Raw genomic sequence first — 17,223 nt, 5'->3', positions numbered from 1 at the left:
TATCGGGTGAACTTCCGATGCGTAACGAGACGGTGAGGTCAGCTCGCTTCGGGATACAGCCCTTCGAGCCTGCGGGCGATCAGAGCGGCCTGCAACTGCCGCAGGCCCGACGGCCGGGTGGGATCGAAGCCGGTGAGCTGCGCGACCCGCTTGAGGCGATAGTCGACGGTGTTGGCGTGCACATGCAGCGTGCGCGCCGTGAGCTGCCGGCTGAGATCGTGCGCGATGTGCGTCTCGAGGGTCTCGACGAGTTCTGCGGCGTCGTCGAGCGGTTCGAGCACGCGGGCGAGATGCTTACGCGCCGGGCCGGGCCGGGTGAGCTGATACTCGAGGGCGAGGTCCGCGATGCTGTAGGCCCCCGCCGGCCGGCCCAGGCGGCGCACCAGATCGAGGAGTTCGTGCGACTGTTTCGCGGCCGACGGGATCTCCGGAACCTCCGCGTGGACGAGCGCGACGGTCACCTCCACCCCCGCGACGGTGCCGATCCGCTCCCGGAACTCGTCGATGAGTGCGGTAGCCGACGAACCGGGCAGCAGGACGGTGCCGCCCTCCGGGCCGAGCAACGCCAGATGCTTGCCTTCGCACAGCGTTTCGAGTTCGATCTCGACGCGGCGCAGGGTGCGGCGCGCCACCACCTCCGGCCGGACGTGGGGATTGCGTTCGTCGGGGTGCCGCGCAAGCGAGACTGCAAGAACCGTGTAGCCGTCGGCAAGCTCGAGACCCGAGCGTTGCGCGACCGATGCCGCGTCCTGTCCGCTGAGCAGCGCGGTCACCAATTCCTGGGCCGCGACATCGCGTTCACGCCGAATGGCGTCGAGTTCCGCGACGAACCCGGTGGTCGCGGCTACCGTGACCTTTTCGAGGAGCGCCATCCACAACCGTGACGCGTCGGCGACCGCGGCGACGTCACCCTCGCGTGCCTTCTCGGTGACGAGTTCCCAGCCCAGGCGGATGCCCTCGTGGTAGATGCGCAGCATGTATTCGAGACGGAACCCGGCGCGTGCCCATTGCGCGGCGCTGCTGCGCAGGTCGGCAAGATCCGAGTCCGACGGCAACTCTCCGGCGTCGAGCAGATGGATCGCGATACGAAGACAGCGGACGGTGACCTCGGTGACGTCGCCTCGCAGCGACTCGCCAGGGCGCAGCGAACACGGCGCGACATTGTCCGCGAAGTGCGCCACGAGCTTGCGCGCGACGGCGGGCAGATCTCGCAGCGGTACCGACGCAGGCTTCCCGTCGACCACGAATCTGGGAACCTCGCTTTGACGACCGCCACCCCGGCCGTGCTCCGCTATACGGATCTGATCCGTTACAGACATCCCTCGAACCCCCATCGAAGTAACAAACCTATATACCGTGCAGTAGAGAATCCGCCTCGTACCGCGGCATGCGCAACCCCTGGGGCGTCTTTTCTATGATCCGGAGTCGCACGAAACGCTGTACGACCGGCGGTCACGGGGCGTCGGACGCCAGTTGCTTCTTCTGCACCTTTCCCATCGCGTTACGGGGCAGCGCGTCCACGACACGCACCTCGCGCGGGCGCTTGTGAACCGAAAGTTGTTCTGCAACATAGCTTATCAATGTGTCTTCGTCCACCTCCGGGCCCGAGGGCGCGGGGACGACGAACGCCACGATGCGCTGCCCCAGGTCGGCGTCGGGCAGGCCCACCACGGCCACCTCCCCCACCGACGGATGGCCGAGAAGCACCGTCTCGATTTCTCCGGCGCCCACCCGGAAACCGCCGGATTTGATCAGATCCGTCGACTCGCGGCCCACGATCCGGTGGAAACCGGCGCCGTCGACGACCGCCACGTCGCCTGTGACGAACCACCCGTCCTGGGTCCAGGAGGCGGCCGTCGCGTCGGGCCGGTTCAGGTAGCCGTCGAACAGCATCGGCCCACGCACCTGCAGGACGCCGATGCTCTCGCCGTCGTGCGGCACGTCGGCACCGTGCTCGTCCCGCAGTCGCGTCTGCACGCCCGCGACCGGCGTCCCGACCCAGCCGGGACGGCGCTCACCGTCCACCCGGGTACTCAGGGTGAGCATCGTCTCGCTCATGCCGTACCGCTCGATGGGCGTCAGGCCCGTCAGCTCCCGAAGTTTCTCGAACACCGGAACCGGCAACGGGGCACTTCCGGAGACGAGCAGGCGGGCACCGCTCAGCGCGCGGGCCGACTCCTCGTCCTGCACGATGCGCGACCACACCGTCGGAACACCGAAGTACAGGGTGCCGCGTGCGCGTGCGTACGCCTCCGGGGTGGGAGTACCCGTGTGGATCAGGCGGCTACCGATCCGCAGCGGGCCGAGCAACCCGAGCACGAGACCGTGGACGTGAAACAACGGCAGGCCGTGCACCAGTGTGTCGCGGTCCGTCCAGTCCCATGCCTCGGCGAGCGCATCGATTCCGGCGGCGATCGCGCCGCGGCTGAGCAGGACGCCCTTCGGCGCACCCGTGGTACCCGAGGTGTAGAGCACGAACGCGGTGCGACGCGGCGACGGTTCGGGCACGTGGTGCCAGTCGCGGGCGTGGAGTCGCACGGGGAGCACCGGGAGTTGCGGCACCTCGGGGTGCTGGGTGTCCGGAGCGGCGCCGACCCACGCCTGAGCGCCGGAATCCTTCAGAATGTGCGACAGTTCCGCCGGTCCCGAGTCCGGCGGAACCGGCACGACCGTCACCCCCGCGAGAAGGCAGCCGACGATCGCGACCACGGTCGTCGCGGTGGGGTGCGCGAGCACCGCGACCCGCTCGGCCCGCGCGACCCTCGCCGCGAGCGCGGTTCCGGCACCGAGGACGTCGCTCCGGGAGAGGGTGTGGCCGTCGATGCGGACGGCGTCGGGAATGTCGTCGCCGCGAGCGACGGCCAGTGGACTCAGCGAACGGAGGAGTGCAGACACACGCGACAGGATTCCATACCTCCCTGCGGCACCGGCACTCTCGTCACGACGCGACGCCGCCGAGCGACCCCGAGTTGAGCACCGCCGGACGCCGGGGCGGCAGCACGGTTCCGAGCACGGCGCCGAGCAGCATCCCGATCAGCACGGCGACACCGTGGGCATCGTCGAACGCCACGAGCACCACCCCGAGAAGAAATGTGGCCGAGGAGGCCAGCAGCAATCGCCGCCGCGCCCCGACCACCGGCCAGAGCCCCGCGATCGACGCGGCGAGGGCCAGTGTGGCGCCGGAGGTGCCGGCACCCACCGACGGAGAAACGAAGGTCGTGAACAGCCCCCACAGGATCTGTCCGACGACGAAGAGCGCAGCCGCGCGGTACCAGCCCCATATCCGCACTGCTGCGATGGCGACCACCGCGAGCAGGACAAGGTTCGCGGCGGTCACGACGACACCGCCGTCCTCGACGAGCCCCGCGGTCAGCACGCGCCACCACTGTCCCCCGTCGCGCGTGCGGACCGGTTCACGCCGGAACAACTCGACCAGGGACGGCACGATCAGCCTCGTCACCGACGCCACCGCAACCACGCCCCACAGCACGACGGCGGCCATCGGCGGGGGCCACCACCACGCGCGCGCCGCCGCGCGGGACGAGCGAGGATCGGGCATCGCGACGAGGGCGGTGAGCGCTACGACGGCAGCGTAGAACGCCCACAGCCATGGATCATCGCCGGATGCACTCACGCGGCCAATCTACCGGCCCGGGCGTGGCCACACGGCCACGACGCCACCGGACCGGAGCGCTCAGCGCAGTCGCCGCGCTGCCGCTTCGATCGCATCGTCCGTCGCGGTGAGCGCGATCCGTACGTGCTGGACGCCGCCGGGGCCGTAGAACTCGCCGGGAGCCACCAGAATGCCCCGCTCGGCGAACCAGTCGACGGTCGCGCGGCACTCTTCACCGCGCGTCGCCCACAGATACAGTCCGGCCTCCGAGTGGTCCACGGTGAAGCCGGCGCCGCGCACAGCGGCCAGCAGGATCTCGCGGCGTGCCCGGTACTTCTCGCGCTGGACGTTCTCGTGCTCGTCGTCGTTCAATGCCACGGTCATGGCCGCCTGGATGGGCAGCGGCAGCATCATGCCCGCGTGCTTGCGCACCTCGAGCAGGTCGGCGACGAGGTCCGCGTCGCCGGTCACGAACCCGGCCCGATAGCTCGCCAGATTCGAGGTCTTCGACAGCGAATGCACCGCGAGCAGGTTCGTGTGGTCACCGTCGCACACGCTCGGGTGCAGGATCGACAGGGCTTCACCCTCCCAGGTGAGGCCGAGGTAGCACTCGTCGGAGACGACGATCGCGTCACGGCTGCGCGCCCAGTCGACGACCTTGCGCAGGTGGTCGAGGCCGAGCACCTTGCCGGTGGGGTTCGACGGGGAGTTGACGAACACCAGCGCCGCGCCCTCGGGCCCGAGACGGTTGAGTCCGTCGGCGCGGATGAGCCGCACCCCGGCGAGCAACCCGCTCACCTCGTACGTCGGGTACGCCAGTTCGGGGATGACCACCAGGTCGTCGGCACCGAGCCCGAGCAGCGTGGGTAGCCACGCGATCATTTCCTTGGTGCCGATGGCCGGCAGCACCGCCGCGGGGTCGAGCCCCGTGATGCCGTAGCGGCGGGCGAGCGCGCCCACAGCCGCGACACGCAGTTCCTCGGTCCCGTGGGTGATGGGATATCCCGGTTCCGCGGCGACCGATGCGAGTGCGTCACGGATGACGGGAGCGACCGGGTCCACGGGCGTACCCACGGACAGGTTCACGATCCCGTCGGGGTGCGCAGCGGCCTTGGCCTTCGCCTCGGACAGCGAATCCCACGGGAAGTCGGGGAGGTTTCCGGCTACCGATCGGCGCGTGCGTGCTTTCACAGGAGCACCGCCCGTTCGTACATCGAGCGACACCTACTCCTCGCCCATGGGAGGGAGGTTCTTGATGAACGGCGGGTCGTAGGCGACCTTGCCGAGCTTCGCGGCTCCACCGGGCGATCCGAGGTCGTCGAAGAAGTCGACGTTGGCCTTCACGTAGTCGGACCACTCGTCGGGAACATCGTCCTCGTAGAAGATGGCCTCGACGGGACAGACCGGCTCGCAGGCTCCACAGTCCACACACTCGTCGGGGTGGATGTACAACATGCGTCCACCCTCGTAGATGCAGTCGACGGGGCATTCCTCGATACATGCCTTGTCCAACACATCCACACACGGTTCCGCAATCGTGTACGTCACTGCTGTTTCCCTGCCTCTCTGTCTGCCCGCCGACCCGCTGCCCCGGCGCTCCGCCGGTCTGCGCGAGCCATCGTTCGTGGCCCACTCACCACTCGGTCCAGTATCCCCCGTTGTCCGGGCACTCCTCTGCATTAGGGTGCCCTGACCCCGGGGCCGGCAACCGTCGCGTCGGACGCCGACAGGTTACCGAACGGTCGCGTCCGCCTCGCGGGGTGCATATGCGGTGGTGCGCTGGCGTGCGGGCCGTCCGATGCCCTCTGCGATCGCGACGAGTTCTGCGACGGTCTTCTCGGAGCCGTGCTGTGAACCCGCCATCCGGGAGATCGTCTCTTCCATCAGCGTGCCGCCCAAATCGTTGGCGCCGCCTTCGAGCATCGCGCGCGTTCCGGCGACACCGAGCTTGACCCAGCTGGTCTGGATGTTGTCGATCCGGCCGTGCAGCATCACGCGGGCCAGAGCATGCGCGGCCCGGTTGTCGCGCATCGTCGGACCAGGGCGCGACGCACCGGCCAGATACAGCGGCGACGACTGATGGACGAAGGGCAGCAACACGAACTCGGTGAACCCGCCCGTGCGGTCCTGGATGCCGCGAAGCACGTTCAGATGCCCGACCCAGTGGTGCGGCTGGTCGACGTGCCCGTACATCATCGTCGAACTCGAACGCAGACCCACTTCGTGCGCGGTCGTGACGACTTCCACCCACTCGGCGGCCGGCAGTTTGCCCTTCGTCAGCACCCACCGGACCTCGTCGTCGAGGATCTCGGCGGCTGTTCCCGGAATGGTGTCGAGTCCGGCCTCGCGCAGATCGATCAGCCAGTCGCGGATCGACGTACCACTGCGTGCCACGCCGTTGACGATCTCCATCGGCGAGAACGCGTGCACGTGCATGGACGGAACACGTGCTTTGACCGCCCGTACCAGGTCGGCGTACCCGGTCACCGGCAACTCCGGGTCGATACCGCCCTGCATGCAGACCTCGGTGGCGCCGGCGACATGCGCCTCCCAGGCGCGGTCCGCGACTTCCTGGGCCGACAGCGTGAACGCGTCCGCGTCGCCCTTGCGCTGCGCGAACGCACAGAAGCGGCAACCGGTGTAACAGATGTTGGTGAAGTTGATGTTCCGGTTGATCACGTAGGTGACGTCGTCGCCGACGGTGTCGCGGCGCAACTGGTCGGCGAGCGCGACCAGTGCTTCGAGACCGGCTCCGTCCGCGTTGGCGAGCGCGACGTACTCGTCGTCCGAACATCCCGCGGGATCGCGCTCGGCCGAGCGAAGTGCGGCCAGCACGTCGCTGTCGAGCCGGACCGGAGCCGACTCACCGAGGGCGAGCACCTGTTCGCGCACGGTTTCCCAGTCGCCGAACGCACTGCCCAGGTCGGAGCGGTACTCGGTGTTGCGTCCGCTCACGTCGATCTCGGAGTTGAGGTCCACCCGGCCGGACGACTCCCAGTCGATGTCGGGTTCCTGCCACGGCAGGCCGGTCGGCAGCACGTCGCGGGCCAGTCCGGTCTCCGGGTCGGCCAGGGCGCGCACGTGCGTGGTGATCCGGGGATCGATCCACGGCTGCCCCGCCAGGACGTACTGGGGCTGGGCTGCGATCCGCTCGGTGAGGACGTAACCCGCGTCGGCGCTCACCGCGGCGAGCGTGTCGAGGTTCGGCCACGGCCGTTCGGGATTGACGTGATCCGGGGTCAGCGGCGAGACTCCGCCCCAATCGTCGACTCCGGCGCCGAGAAGAGCGCGGCACTCGTCGACCGAGACGAGGTTGGGCGGCGCCTGGATACGCATGCCCGGTCCGAGGACCAGCCGCGACACCGCGACCGCCGCGAGGAACTCGCCGAGATCGGCGTCGTCCGCGTCGCGCATCACGGTGTCGTCCTTGGCGCGGAAGTTCTGGACGATCACTTCCTGGATATGGCCGAATGCTTTGTGCGTCTTCCGGATCGCGTGGATCGAGTCGGCACGCTCGGCGACGGTCTCACCGATACCCACGAGAATTCCCGTGGTGAACGGCACCGACAGACGCCCGGCGTCGGTGAGCACGCGCAAGCGCACCGCGGGATCCTTGTCGGGGCTGCCGTAGTGGCACTGTCCCTTGTCGGTGAACAGTCGCTCCGAGGTGGTTTCGAGCATCATGCCCATCGACGGCGCGACCGGCTTGAGCCTCGACATCTCGGCCCAGCTCATGACGCCGGGGTTGAGATGCGGCAGCAGGCCGGTCTCCTCGAGAACCCGGATCGACATTGCGCGCACATAGTCCAGCGTCGAGTCGTAGCCGCGCTCTTCGAGCCACTGCGCAGCCTCGGGCCAGCGCTCCTCGGGCCGGTCCCCGAGCGTGAACAAGGCTTCTTTACAGCCCAACTCGGCGCCCTGGCGCGCGATCTCGAGGATCTCGTCGGGTTCGAGGTACATTCCGCGGCCTTCGGCGCGGAGTTTTCCCGGCACCGTCACGAATGTGCAGTAGTGGCAGCGATCCCGGCACAGCCGGGTGATCGGCACGAAAACCTTGCGGGAGTAGGTGACGGTACCGGGCCGTCCGGCGGCGAGCAGACCCGCATCACGCACCCGGGCCGCGGAGGCACACAGGTCCTCGAGATCGGATCCGCGTGCCTGCAACAGAACTGCGGATTCGTCGACGTTGAGCGTGACGCCGTCGCGCGCCCGGCGCAACGCCCGACGCATCGCGGAAGGCGCCGGCGGCGGTACCGCCCCGGGACGCACGGCGGGCGTCGGGAGCATCGCGGACTGCGCGGTGTCGTCTGCGGAATCGGTCATTGGCCGATCATCCGCCTCACCCGGCGCCCATGCCACCTCGGGGTCTATTCCCGCGGGTAGTCGTCGTCCGACGGCACTTCGCGGTGCTGTTCGTAGGTGTCGACGGGGTCGGCTTCGAGGGGCACATCGGAGGGCGGCACGTCTGCGGGTTCCTCACCCACAGGAATAGCCTGATCGATGCGATCGGCTTCGGAATCGTCACCCTGAGGGATGTCGATGTCGAGAGCGTCCGACGATTCGGTCATGGCGATCCTCCTTGTGCGATTCCGGCCCGGACGGGCCGGGCTCGAGTTCCGGCATCAGCCTAGCCTGGATGCCGACACGGATGTCGGGCCGCCGTCACAGGCCCCGGCGAGTATGGGAGGGCCATAGTGAACAGCGATGCCGAGGTGCGTTCGGAACCTCCGGTGGAACAGACGCCGCCGCGGGCCGAGGCGCCGGTGTCACAGGTTCGAATGGCCGACCCGGCGTGGCGCCCGAGCGACAAAGCACGCTTGTTGTGGTCGATCAACGCCGCTCTGCTGTGGGTGCCGGTCGTCGTCGCGCAGATCGTGTGGTGGGTCGTCGATCCCCGTCTCACGCTCTGGCATGTCGCCGCCGCCGCGGCGACCGTCGTCGTCGGCGGACTGCACATCGCGGTGGTGCCGCAGTGGCGGTACCGCGTCCACCGCTGGGAGATCAGCGATACAGCTGTGTACACGCGATCCGGATGGTTCACCCAGGAACGGCGCATCGCGCCCATCTCGCGCATCCAGACGGTCGACACCGAGCGCGGCCCCATCGACCGCCGGCTCGGCCTGGCCACCGTCACCGTCACCACCGCGTCGTCCGCAGGTGCCGTCGAGATCACCGCACTCGACGTGGCCGTCGCGGACGAGACAGTCGCGCGACTGACCGACATCGCCGGCCGCGACGGGGTCGACGCGACGTGACCACCGATCCGCACCCCGACCAGGACCGGGTCGCCGCGGTGTCCGCGCCCGACCGGACCGACGAGCCCGCATCGTGGTCGAGGCTCGACCCGCGCATGCTGCTCGTCCACCCGGTCGAAGAGATCCTGCGCCTGCTGCCCGTGCTGGTCGGCACGGTCGTGCTCGGCAGCAGCAGCGGCAACCCGTACTGGGGACTCGCAGCCGCCGCGGTGCTCGTGGTGATCGGCTTGTCCCGGTGGTTCACGACGACGTACCGCGTGGGACCTGTCCACGTCGAACTCCGGCGCGGGCTGCTCCAGCGACAGGAACTGTCGATCCCGCGGAGCCGGATCAGGTCGGTCGACGTCGAGCAACGGGTCCTGCACCGGCTTCTCGGTCTCGCCGTCGTGAAGATCGGGACCGGCCAGTCCGCCGGCGCCGGCCGCGACCGCAACCGGTTCGAACTCAACGGACTCGCCGCCGACTCCGTTCCGGCGTTGCGCGACGCCCTGCTCGGCGACAGGTCGGCGCGCACCGACTCCGGCGATGCCGACGCAGCGGCGACGGCACCTTCGGCGGAAACGTCGCCCGAAATCGAGATCGCCCGGTTCGATCCGCGCTGGGTTCGGTACGCCCCTTTCTCCGCGACCGGCCTGATCGGTATCGCTGCCGTGGTGGGCATCGCCTTCCAGTACGGGCTGGGCGAGCGTCTCGCCGAGCCCCGCAGCGTCGAACGCGGTGTCGCGGCATTCGAGGCTGCCGGTGTGGCGGTCTCGGTCGTGGTCCTCACGCTGGTCGTGCTGCTGATCGCGAGTATCGGCGCCTGCGTGCGTTACGTGTTGCTCTACGGAAACCTGCGGGTGACCGACGACGGGCGCATGCTGCGCATCGGCCACGGCCTCGTGAAGGTCCGTCATTCGACCCTCGATCGCGAGCGCTTGCGCGGCGTCAACCTGCGTGAGCCGCTCGCTCTCCGGCTCGCCGGCGGCGCGCGTCTCGACGCGATCATGACGGGCGTGGCCGCGGAAAGCGGCGAATCGTCGCTGGTACTGCCGTCGGCGCCGGAACGCGACGTGCACCGCGTCGCCGCACAGGTGCTCACCGATCCACTCCCCGTACACGTGCCGCTGCTCGCCCACGGTCCCGCGGCGCGTCGCCGTCGTTACACGCGCGCACTCGTCCCTGCGGGTCTTGTCGCCGCCGCCGTGATCGGCGCTCTGGCGGTGACCGGGCGCTCGTTACCGCTTCCGGCAACGGTCGCGGTAGCCGTAGGACTCCTCGCGGGGGCATGCGCACTCGCATGGGACCGTTATCGCGGACTCGGCCACGCCGTCGTGCCCGGTCGTCTCGTGACGCGGAGCGGATCGGTGGACCGGCAACGCGTGAGCCTGGACGCCGAGGGGATCATCGGCTGGACGGTGCGGCAATCTTTCTTCCAGCGCCGGGCAGGCGTGGCCACGGTCGTCGCCGCGACGCCGGCCGGGGCAGGACACTACGAGGTGATCGACATTCCCGAGGAACTCGCATGGTCGCTGGTCGAGGCGGTCACCCCCGGCTGCGCCGACTCCTGGACGCGGCGATGAGGGGCCCGCTGCCCGGCCCGGAACCGGACAACCTCGAACAGATGGACGCCGAACTCGTCGAGTGCCGGGCGTGCCCGCGGCTGGTGGCATGGCGCGAGCAGGTCGCGCGGGAGAAGCGTGCCGCCTTCCGCGACGAGGAGTACTGGGGACGGCCGGTGCCCGGCTTCGGGCCGGACGACGCGTCCCTGCTGATCGTCGGGCTCGCGCCTGCGGCGCACGGAGGAAACCGCACCGGGCGGATGTTCACGGGCGATCGTTCGGGTGACGTGCTGTACGCGGCGCTGTACGAGGCGGGTTTGGCGTCGCAGCCGGTCGCGACGCACCGCGGCGACGGTCTCGAACTGTTCGGAACGCGCATCACCTCACCGGTGCACTGTGCTCCGCCGGCGAACAAACCGACGGTCCTCGAACGGGACACGTGCCGCCGCTGGCTCGAACAAGAACTCGATCTGCTGTCACCGACCCTGCGGTCGGTGGTCGTACTGGGCGGGTTCGGGTGGCAGTCGCTGCTGCCGGTACTGGCCTCCGCGGGATGGACGGTGCCCACGCCACGGCCGAAGTTCACCCACGGGGCGCACGTCGTCCTGGACCCGGTCTCGGACGCGCGGCAGCCCCTCCACCTGTTCGGGTGCTATCACGTGAGCCAGCAGAACACCTTCACCGGGCGGCTGACGCAGGACATGGTGGCGACGGTGCTCAGGGACGCTGCTCGGGCGGCCGGACTGCCCGTGAAATCTCCTTGATGCGAACCGAGAACAGGTACACACCCGCCGGCGCGAGGGCCGCGACCGGCAGGAGCAGGATGCGCCAGTCGGCGACGACCACCTGGTCGCCGCCGGGACCGCCCGCCAGGCACAGCAGGAACACGACGCCCCACGCCACCAGCGGAAGCGCGGCGCGGCCCAGCGATCCCGTCTCGGTGCGCATCGCTGCCACCAGGAGAAGATTCAGCACGGCGGCCAGCACGATGACAATGGGGAACGGCACCCCGCCGAGATAGAGGCCCAGGTAGAACACGGACAGTACGGCGCACAGCCCGCCGCTGATCACGAGCAGGGCGACTACGCCCCTGCGCGGTGCGGGTTCGGATACGGACGCGGGACCACCGGACAGCCCGGTTGCGGGATCGACCGTCATGACACGATAGTGCGCCACACGGCCACGAGCGGCGCAACCGGGTCCTGTGCGATCACGGGACGGGCGGGTAGCCGAGCATCGTCAGCAGGGCACTCTGCTGATCGGCGAAGTGGTAGAGGGCGTCGTAGTACTCCGCGCGGATCTCGCCTGCGTAGGGCCGCAGCGAGTCCACGAACGCGACGATCTGGTTTTGCACGGACCAGTTGTACATCGAACCCCCTGCGGTGAGGCCGCCCCCGCGCGGCAGTACCTATGACCGCGGCGCCAGGACCGCAGTATCTATGACCCAGGTCACACTAGCCGATGCCGGCGAACAGGTCATCCTCACGACCGGTGTCGTCGACGCGACCGCGTTCCCCCCGGGCCAGCACGAAGTACTCCTCGGCGAACACCGGTTGCGCCACCATGTTCGACAGTGCGAACGCGCCCCCACCGGGAGCCAGGACGACCTGGGTCGCATGGGCGGCCATCGCCGAACGTTTCGCGTCGAGCACACCGCTGACGTCGACGACGGTGGTCACCTGGTCGTCGGGCACACTCGGAAGCTCGTCCGCTTCCGGCATGCGCCAGCCTTCGGGCAGGTGGTCCAAAGCGGCGATTCCCGCGTCCAGAGCCGAGCGTTCGGTGACGGTCCAGTACACCTTCGCGGGAGTCCAGGGCGCACCCGCCTCCGGAAAGTCTTCGGTGCCGGACACTTCGACGGCAGCGGTGACGCGGTCGTGGACCGCGATGTGATCGGGATGCCCGTACCCACCGCGCGGGTCGTAGGTGACGACGACATGTGGGCGGGTCTCCCGGATCACCGCGACGAGCGCCTCCAGCGCCTCGTCGGCGTCGGCGTTCACCCACGCCCTCGGGTTCTCGGCAGAGGGTGTCCCGGCCATTCCCGAGTCTCGCCAATGGCCTGCACCGCCGAGAAAACGCGGGCCGTCCACCCCGAGCGCCGCAAGAGCGCGACCGAGTTCGAGGATGCGGTACCCGCCCAGTTGGTCGGCCTGATCGGCCGCCAATTGCGCCCAGCGGTCCCCGATGACCTCACCTTCCTCGCCGAGCGTGCAGGTCACGACGGTGACCTCGGCGCCTTCTGCAGCGTAGCGGGCGATGACGCCGCCTGTGGTGAGCGATTCGTCGTCGGGATGGGCGTGAACCAGCAGCAGCCGACGATCCGCAACGTTCGGCGTCTGAACGAAATCTGTTGTCACGGTGTACTCCTCCACCACAAATGTGCGTCTCCGACGATGCCGGCGGGAACCGAACCGGCCAGCGACACGTTGTCGATCTCCGGCCCGGCCGCGACCACGGTGCGATCCTGCAGGATCGGGAGGTTCACGGCGAGCGCCCACAGGCCGGGCTGCGCGGCGGTGATGACCTCGCGGGGGTCGGCGGTGCCGCGCACCGCAGCGAGCAATTTTTCCTCGAGTTCGGGATCGCACGCCCCGGACAGGTTGCTCGGCGCATCGAGCATTGCCCGTATCTCGTCTTCTTCGTCGTCCGAGCTTCCACCGGTCGACCCGGTAGTGCGGGCGGCCTCCGTGGCCTCGTCACCGGGGTTCGTGGAGTCCCCGCCCTCTGCCTTCGGCGGATCGGTGGCGCGGGCAGCGCCCTCGACGACGGGCAGCACCGGCGGACACCCGAACCGGGACAGCGCTGCGGTCGCGGGATCGTCCCCCACCCGCATCCATCCCAGGACCGCATGCACGCTGCCGTCGACCAGCGACTCGCCGTACAACTCGTCCGGGGGTAGCTCCGTCACGGTCGCGGCGATACCGGCGTCGCGCAGGACATCGGCCGCCGTGCGCGCGACCGCGAGGGTGGTCTCGGCGTCTTCCGGCACTCCGATCACGAAGTTCAGAGGTTCGCCGTTGCGGAGAAGGAGAGTGTCGTCCGCTTCCGGGGCGGGCGGTGCGCCGGTAGGTGACGACGTCGGGTCGGCAGACGGACCGTCGGCGTCGGCGGGCGGTTCCTCGGGCAGGGGTTCCGGAGCGACGGGCATGTATCCCGCTTCCGCGAGCAGACCGAGTGCCTCTTCCCTGCTGGGTCGCGGCGGCATCGTGGGCGCGTATCCGGGATCGGACGGCGCCAGCACCTGGGCGCGTGCCGGGACGACGCTGGTCTGAGTCCCCGCACCGACGAGTGCGAGTAGCTCCGGGTCGAGCAGACCGAGGATCCCCCGGCGCACGCGCAGGTCGGCAAGTTCGTCCGCACGGGTGTTGAGGGTGAAGTCGAGCGTGCGCGGCTGCAACTGGACGCCGGTGCGGACGCCGGGCACCGCGTCGAGTTGGGCGAGCAACGCCGCCCCGCCCCGCGCTTGTGCCACCTGAGCGTCACCGCTGCGCAGAGACTCGGCGAACTGGGAGTCGGTGCCCCCGCGGCGCATCAGGATCTCGTCGGGCACAGCGGGAGTGCCCCAGAACCGATCGTTGCGTTCGAGGAGCACCTCGCCGCGGCCACGGTCGACGGCGTCGACGTGGAATCTGCCGCCCGAGACCGGAATCGTTTCGGACAGTCCGCTCAGGAACCCGCCGGGGGTGTCCTTGACGAGATGTGCGGGCAGCAGGTCGGTGAACAATTCGCGCCAGGCCGGATACGGCTCGCGCAGCGTGACGGTGACAGTCTTGCCTCCGCCCGACGAACGCACGTCGTCGATGAGCCGATAGCCCGCGGGATCGACGACTCCCGGCTGCGTGATCATCTGCTGCCACAGGTACCGGAAGTCCTCGGCCGCGATCGGGGCGCTGTCGGACCACTGCGCCTCGTCGCGCACCTGGTACGTGATGGTGAAGGGATCCTGCTCGGTGACCTCGGCGGAGATCAGCACGGTCTCGTCCGGTACCCACAGCGTCGCCGCCGGATTCTGCGGATCGGGCACGGCCCGGAACGCGCTGGGCAGTACCAGGCCCGCGACGGCGTTCGCGACGGGCGACTGGTCGGACAGCAGATGCGGATTGAAGCCGGTATCGACCCTGTCGATCGCCACGACCACGGTGCTGCGGGGTCGCGTCGGAGCCGGAGGAGTCGTCGGCTCGGCCTGTTCGATGGGCGGCGGCGGATCGGCGGTACACGCCGTCAGCACCAGGACCGCCGATGCGAGGAGCGCCGGGACTCCGGCTCGCCACCGGCGACGGACACGCGTACGCAACACTCCGGCTTCCTTCCCGTCGACCAGACGGTACGTGGCGGTCCCGGCCAGCACACTGCTCACCGGGACCGCCACATCCTTACTACTTGTTACGGGCCTTCTCGCGCGACCGCGCGCGCTGCCGGTCGGTCGCCGAGAGATGCACCTTGCGCACGCGCACGATCTCGGGGGTGACCTCGACGCACTCGTCGCCGGCACAGAATTCCATAGCAGCCTCGAGGGTCAGCTCGATGGGCTTGGCCAGCGTCTCCATCACGTCGGCGGAAGACTGACGCATGTTGGTCAGCTTCTTCTCGCGGGTGACGTTGATGTCGAGGTCTTCCTGACGCGGGTTGATGCCCACGACCATGCCCTCGTAGGTGTCCGCACCGGGCTCGACGAAGAACGTGCCGCGGTCGGCCAGCTGGATCATCGCGAACGGCGTGACGGTGCCGGTCCGGTCGGAGACGAGCGAGCCGGTATGGCGTGCGCGAATCTCGCCGGCCCACGGGGCGTAGCCGTGGAACACGGCGTTGGCGATGCCGGTGCCGCGCGTTTCCGTGAGGAAGTCGGTGCGGAAACCGATCAGGCCGCGGGACGGGACGAGGAATTCCATCCGCACCCAGCCCGCACCGTGGTTGGTCATCTGCACCATCTTGCCCTTGCGGTTGGCGAGCAACTGCGTGATGGCACCGAGGTACTCCTCGGGGGTGTCGATGGTGAGCTCTTCGAAGGGCTCGTGCAGCTTGCCGTCGACCTGCTTGGTAACCACCTGGGGCTTACCGACGGTCAGCTCGAAGCCTTCGCGGCGCATCTGCTCCACGAGGATGGCCAGCGCCAGCTCGCCACGACCCTGGACCTCCCAGGCATCGGGACGGCCGATGTCGAGCACCTTCAGCGACACGTTGCCGACCAGTTCCGCGTCGAGGCGGGACTTGACCATGCGAGCGGTGAGCTTGTGGCCCTTGACGCGCCCGACCAGCGGGGACGTGTTGGTACCGATCGTCACCGAGATCGCGGGCTGATCGACGGTGATCCGGGGCAGTGCCACGGGGTTCTCGAGGTCCGCGAGGGTGTCGCCGATCATGATGTCGGGGAAACCTGCGACGGCGACGATGTCACCGGCGATGGCGGACTCTGCGGGATGCCGCTCCACACCGACGGTCGCGAGCAACTCGGTGATCTTCGCGCGGGTGACGACGGGCTCGCCGTCGACTTCGCGCATCCAGCTCACGGTCTGGCCCTTGCGGAGCTCACCGTTGTGGATGCGGACGAGCGCGAGACGACCGAGGAACGCGGACGCGTCGAGGTTGGTGACGTGTGCCTGCAGCGGTGCCGCAACGTCGCCCTTCGGCGCCGGCACGTACTCCATGAGGACGTCGAACAGATCGTCGAGGTTCTCCGCGTCGGGCGCTTGGCCGTTCTCGGGCTGCTTCCGCGACGCCTTGCCCTCACGGCCCGATGCGTAGAGCACCGGAAGTCCGAGCGCGAGTTCGGCAGCCTGGGCGGCTTCGTCGTCGAGGTCGGACGCGAGGTCGAGCAGCAGGGTCTGGCTTTCCTCGACGACCTCGGCGATGCGGGCGTCGGGACGGTCGGTCTTGTTGACCACGAGGATCACCGGCAGCGACGCGGCGAGTGCCTTACGCAGCACGAACCGGGTCTGCGGCAGCGGTCCCTCGGAGGAATCGACGAGCAGCACGACGCCGTCGACCATGGACAGGCCGCGCTCGACCTCTCCACCGAAGTCGGCGTGGCCGGGGGTGTCGATGACGTTGATGACAGTCACGCTGCCGTCGGGGTGGTGACGGTGCACCGCGGTGTTCTTCGCGAGAATGGTGATGCCCTTCTCACGCTCGAGGTCACCGGAGTCCATGACCCGGTCCACGAGTTCCGCACGTTCGGCGAACGCGCCCGACTGGCGCAGCATGGCGTCGACGAGGGTGGTCTTTCCATGGTCGACGTGCGCCACGATGGCGACGTTCCGAAAATCAGCGGTGCTCACGCGATGGCTCTCCTGGCTGTTGTCCGCGGCCACACGGCACTGGACCCGGTCGGCACCTCGCCCGTACGGCGCATATTGTTCGAAGCCGCTACGCGATTGCGATACGCCCACACCCGGCCTGAGACGGCCCGAGCAGGCACTGCGGCCACGAACATCCTACCGCTCTTCCGGGGGCGCCTGCTCCGGCCCCTCCCCGTAATGCCAGGTCACGACGCCGGAACGTGAGATTCACCACGCGAGGACGCCGTTATGCGAGCGTTACAGCCCTCCCAGGAGGTCTACAACCGCCTCTTGCGTTCCCGTAAGGGCACGCTAACCTGACACCCGGATGCTGCGACGAGGGCGGGACGATTCATGGGCAAGAAGATCAAGCCGAGCAAGGTCGCCGGCCTGAAGCCGAAGAAGAAGTGCTGCCGCAAGAAGACCCGCTGCGTGAAGTGCCCCGTGGTCATCATGCGCATGAAGAAGGTCGCGAACGACGACCTGAGCAAGAAAGAACTCCGCAAGCACCTGGAGAAGGCGCGCGCCGCCTGAAC

16 protein-coding genes are annotated in these 17,223 nt (G+C 68.9%); 4 read left to right on the top strand and 12 right to left on the bottom strand.

Annotation, left to right across the window (positions count from 1 at the left end; genetic code table 11):
• Positions 1-38: 38 nt before the first annotated feature.
• The 7 genes from ACFWBU_RS02050 to ACFWBU_RS02020 all read right to left on the bottom strand — a co-directional run bounded on the left by ACFWBU_RS02050 (position 39) and on the right by ACFWBU_RS02020 (position 8,181).
• Positions 39-1,244 (bottom strand): CdaR family transcriptional regulator, encoded by a 1,206-nt coding sequence (locus tag ACFWBU_RS02050; RefSeq protein WP_296551727.1) that lies wholly within the window; start codon positions 1,242-1,244, stop codon positions 39-41.
• Between the two features lie 208 nt (positions 1,245-1,452).
• Complete coding sequence (locus ACFWBU_RS02045; RefSeq protein ID WP_378527315.1) at positions 1,453-2,895, bottom strand: acyl-CoA synthetase; 1,443 nt, start codon at positions 2,893-2,895, stop codon at positions 1,453-1,455.
• 43 nt (positions 2,896-2,938) lie between these two features.
• Positions 2,939-3,634, bottom strand: coding sequence for a rhomboid family intramembrane serine protease (locus ACFWBU_RS02040; RefSeq protein ID WP_378527314.1), 696 nt, complete (start codon positions 3,632-3,634; stop codon positions 2,939-2,941).
• Between the two features lie 60 nt (positions 3,635-3,694).
• The gene (gene dapC / locus ACFWBU_RS02035; RefSeq protein WP_378527313.1) at positions 3,695-4,804 is read right to left on the bottom strand and encodes a succinyldiaminopimelate transaminase; all 1,110 of its coding nucleotides are present in this window, start codon (positions 4,802-4,804) and stop codon (positions 3,695-3,697) included.
• A 33-nt stretch (positions 4,805-4,837) separates the two neighbouring features.
• The gene (gene fdxA / locus ACFWBU_RS02030) at positions 4,838-5,161 is read right to left on the bottom strand and encodes a ferredoxin (RefSeq protein ID WP_072699889.1); all 324 of its coding nucleotides are present in this window, start codon (positions 5,159-5,161) and stop codon (positions 4,838-4,840) included.
• Between the two features lie 183 nt (positions 5,162-5,344).
• Positions 5,345-7,900 carry a bifunctional FO biosynthesis protein CofGH gene (locus ACFWBU_RS02025; RefSeq protein ID WP_378527368.1) on the bottom strand — a complete coding sequence of 852 codons (2,556 nt, stop codon included), beginning with the start codon at positions 7,898-7,900 and terminating at the stop codon, positions 5,345-5,347.
• An 80-nt stretch (positions 7,901-7,980) separates the two neighbouring features.
• Positions 7,981-8,181, bottom strand: coding sequence for a hypothetical protein (locus ACFWBU_RS02020; RefSeq protein WP_169621627.1), 201 nt, complete (start codon positions 8,179-8,181; stop codon positions 7,981-7,983).
• A 210-nt stretch (positions 8,182-8,391) separates the two neighbouring features.
• On the opposite strand from ACFWBU_RS02020, the gene ACFWBU_RS02015 reads away from it, so the two are divergent.
• The 3 genes from ACFWBU_RS02015 (at position 8,392) to ACFWBU_RS02005 (ending at position 11,173) form a co-directional block, all read left to right on the top strand.
• A complete protein-coding gene (locus ACFWBU_RS02015; RefSeq protein ID WP_169621626.1) occupies positions 8,392-8,868 on the top strand; it encodes a PH domain-containing protein in 477 nt (158 codons plus the stop codon).
• Positions 8,869-8,963: 95 nt separating this feature from the next.
• Positions 8,964-10,430 carry a PH domain-containing protein gene (locus tag ACFWBU_RS02010; RefSeq protein WP_378527367.1) on the top strand — a complete coding sequence of 489 codons (1,467 nt, stop codon included), beginning with the start codon at positions 8,964-8,966 and terminating at the stop codon, positions 10,428-10,430.
• Complete coding sequence (locus tag ACFWBU_RS02005; RefSeq protein ID WP_296551730.1) at positions 10,427-11,173, top strand: uracil-DNA glycosylase; 747 nt, start codon at positions 10,427-10,429, stop codon at positions 11,171-11,173. Before ACFWBU_RS02010 ends, ACFWBU_RS02005 begins: the two co-directional genes overlap by 4 nt.
• On the opposite strand, the gene ACFWBU_RS02000 is transcribed toward ACFWBU_RS02005, so the two are convergent.
• The 5 genes from ACFWBU_RS02000 to typA form a co-directional block, all read right to left on the bottom strand.
• Positions 11,127-11,567: a hypothetical protein gene (locus ACFWBU_RS02000; protein WP_169621625.1), complete on the bottom strand. Its 441-nt coding sequence runs from the start codon at positions 11,565-11,567 to the stop codon at positions 11,127-11,129. The two genes, ACFWBU_RS02005 and ACFWBU_RS02000, sit on opposite strands and share 47 nt — an antisense overlap.
• Positions 11,568-11,619: 52 nt before the next feature.
• Complete coding sequence (locus tag ACFWBU_RS01995; RefSeq protein WP_169621624.1) at positions 11,620-11,778, bottom strand: hypothetical protein; 159 nt, start codon at positions 11,776-11,778, stop codon at positions 11,620-11,622.
• A gap of 85 nt (positions 11,779-11,863) precedes the next feature.
• The gene (gene mshB, locus ACFWBU_RS01990; RefSeq protein ID WP_169652598.1) at positions 11,864-12,769 is read right to left on the bottom strand and encodes an N-acetyl-1-D-myo-inositol-2-amino-2-deoxy-alpha-D-glucopyranoside deacetylase; all 906 of its coding nucleotides are present in this window, start codon (positions 12,767-12,769) and stop codon (positions 11,864-11,866) included.
• Positions 12,766-14,709 carry an ABC transporter family substrate-binding protein gene (locus ACFWBU_RS01985; protein ID WP_169652687.1) on the bottom strand — a complete coding sequence of 648 codons (1,944 nt, stop codon included), beginning with the start codon at positions 14,707-14,709 and terminating at the stop codon, positions 12,766-12,768. Before ACFWBU_RS01985 ends, mshB begins: the two co-directional genes overlap by 4 nt.
• Positions 14,710-14,788: 79 nt before the next feature.
• The gene (gene typA / locus ACFWBU_RS01980) at positions 14,789-16,687 is read right to left on the bottom strand and encodes a translational GTPase TypA (RefSeq protein WP_169652597.1); all 1,899 of its coding nucleotides are present in this window, start codon (positions 16,685-16,687) and stop codon (positions 14,789-14,791) included.
• A gap of 354 nt (positions 16,688-17,041) precedes the next feature.
• On the opposite strand from typA, the gene ACFWBU_RS01975 reads away from it, so the two are divergent.
• On the top strand, positions 17,042-17,221 hold the full coding sequence (locus ACFWBU_RS01975) for a hypothetical protein (protein ID WP_169621621.1): 180 nt from the start codon (positions 17,042-17,044) through the stop codon (positions 17,219-17,221).
• Positions 17,222-17,223: the final 2 nt, after the last annotated feature.

The organism is Rhodococcus sp. NPDC060084 (genome assembly GCF_042730335.1).
Lineage (GTDB): Bacteria > Actinomycetota > Actinomycetes > Mycobacteriales > Mycobacteriaceae > Rhodococcus.
This window is presented reverse-complemented; position numbering and strand designations above follow the sequence as displayed.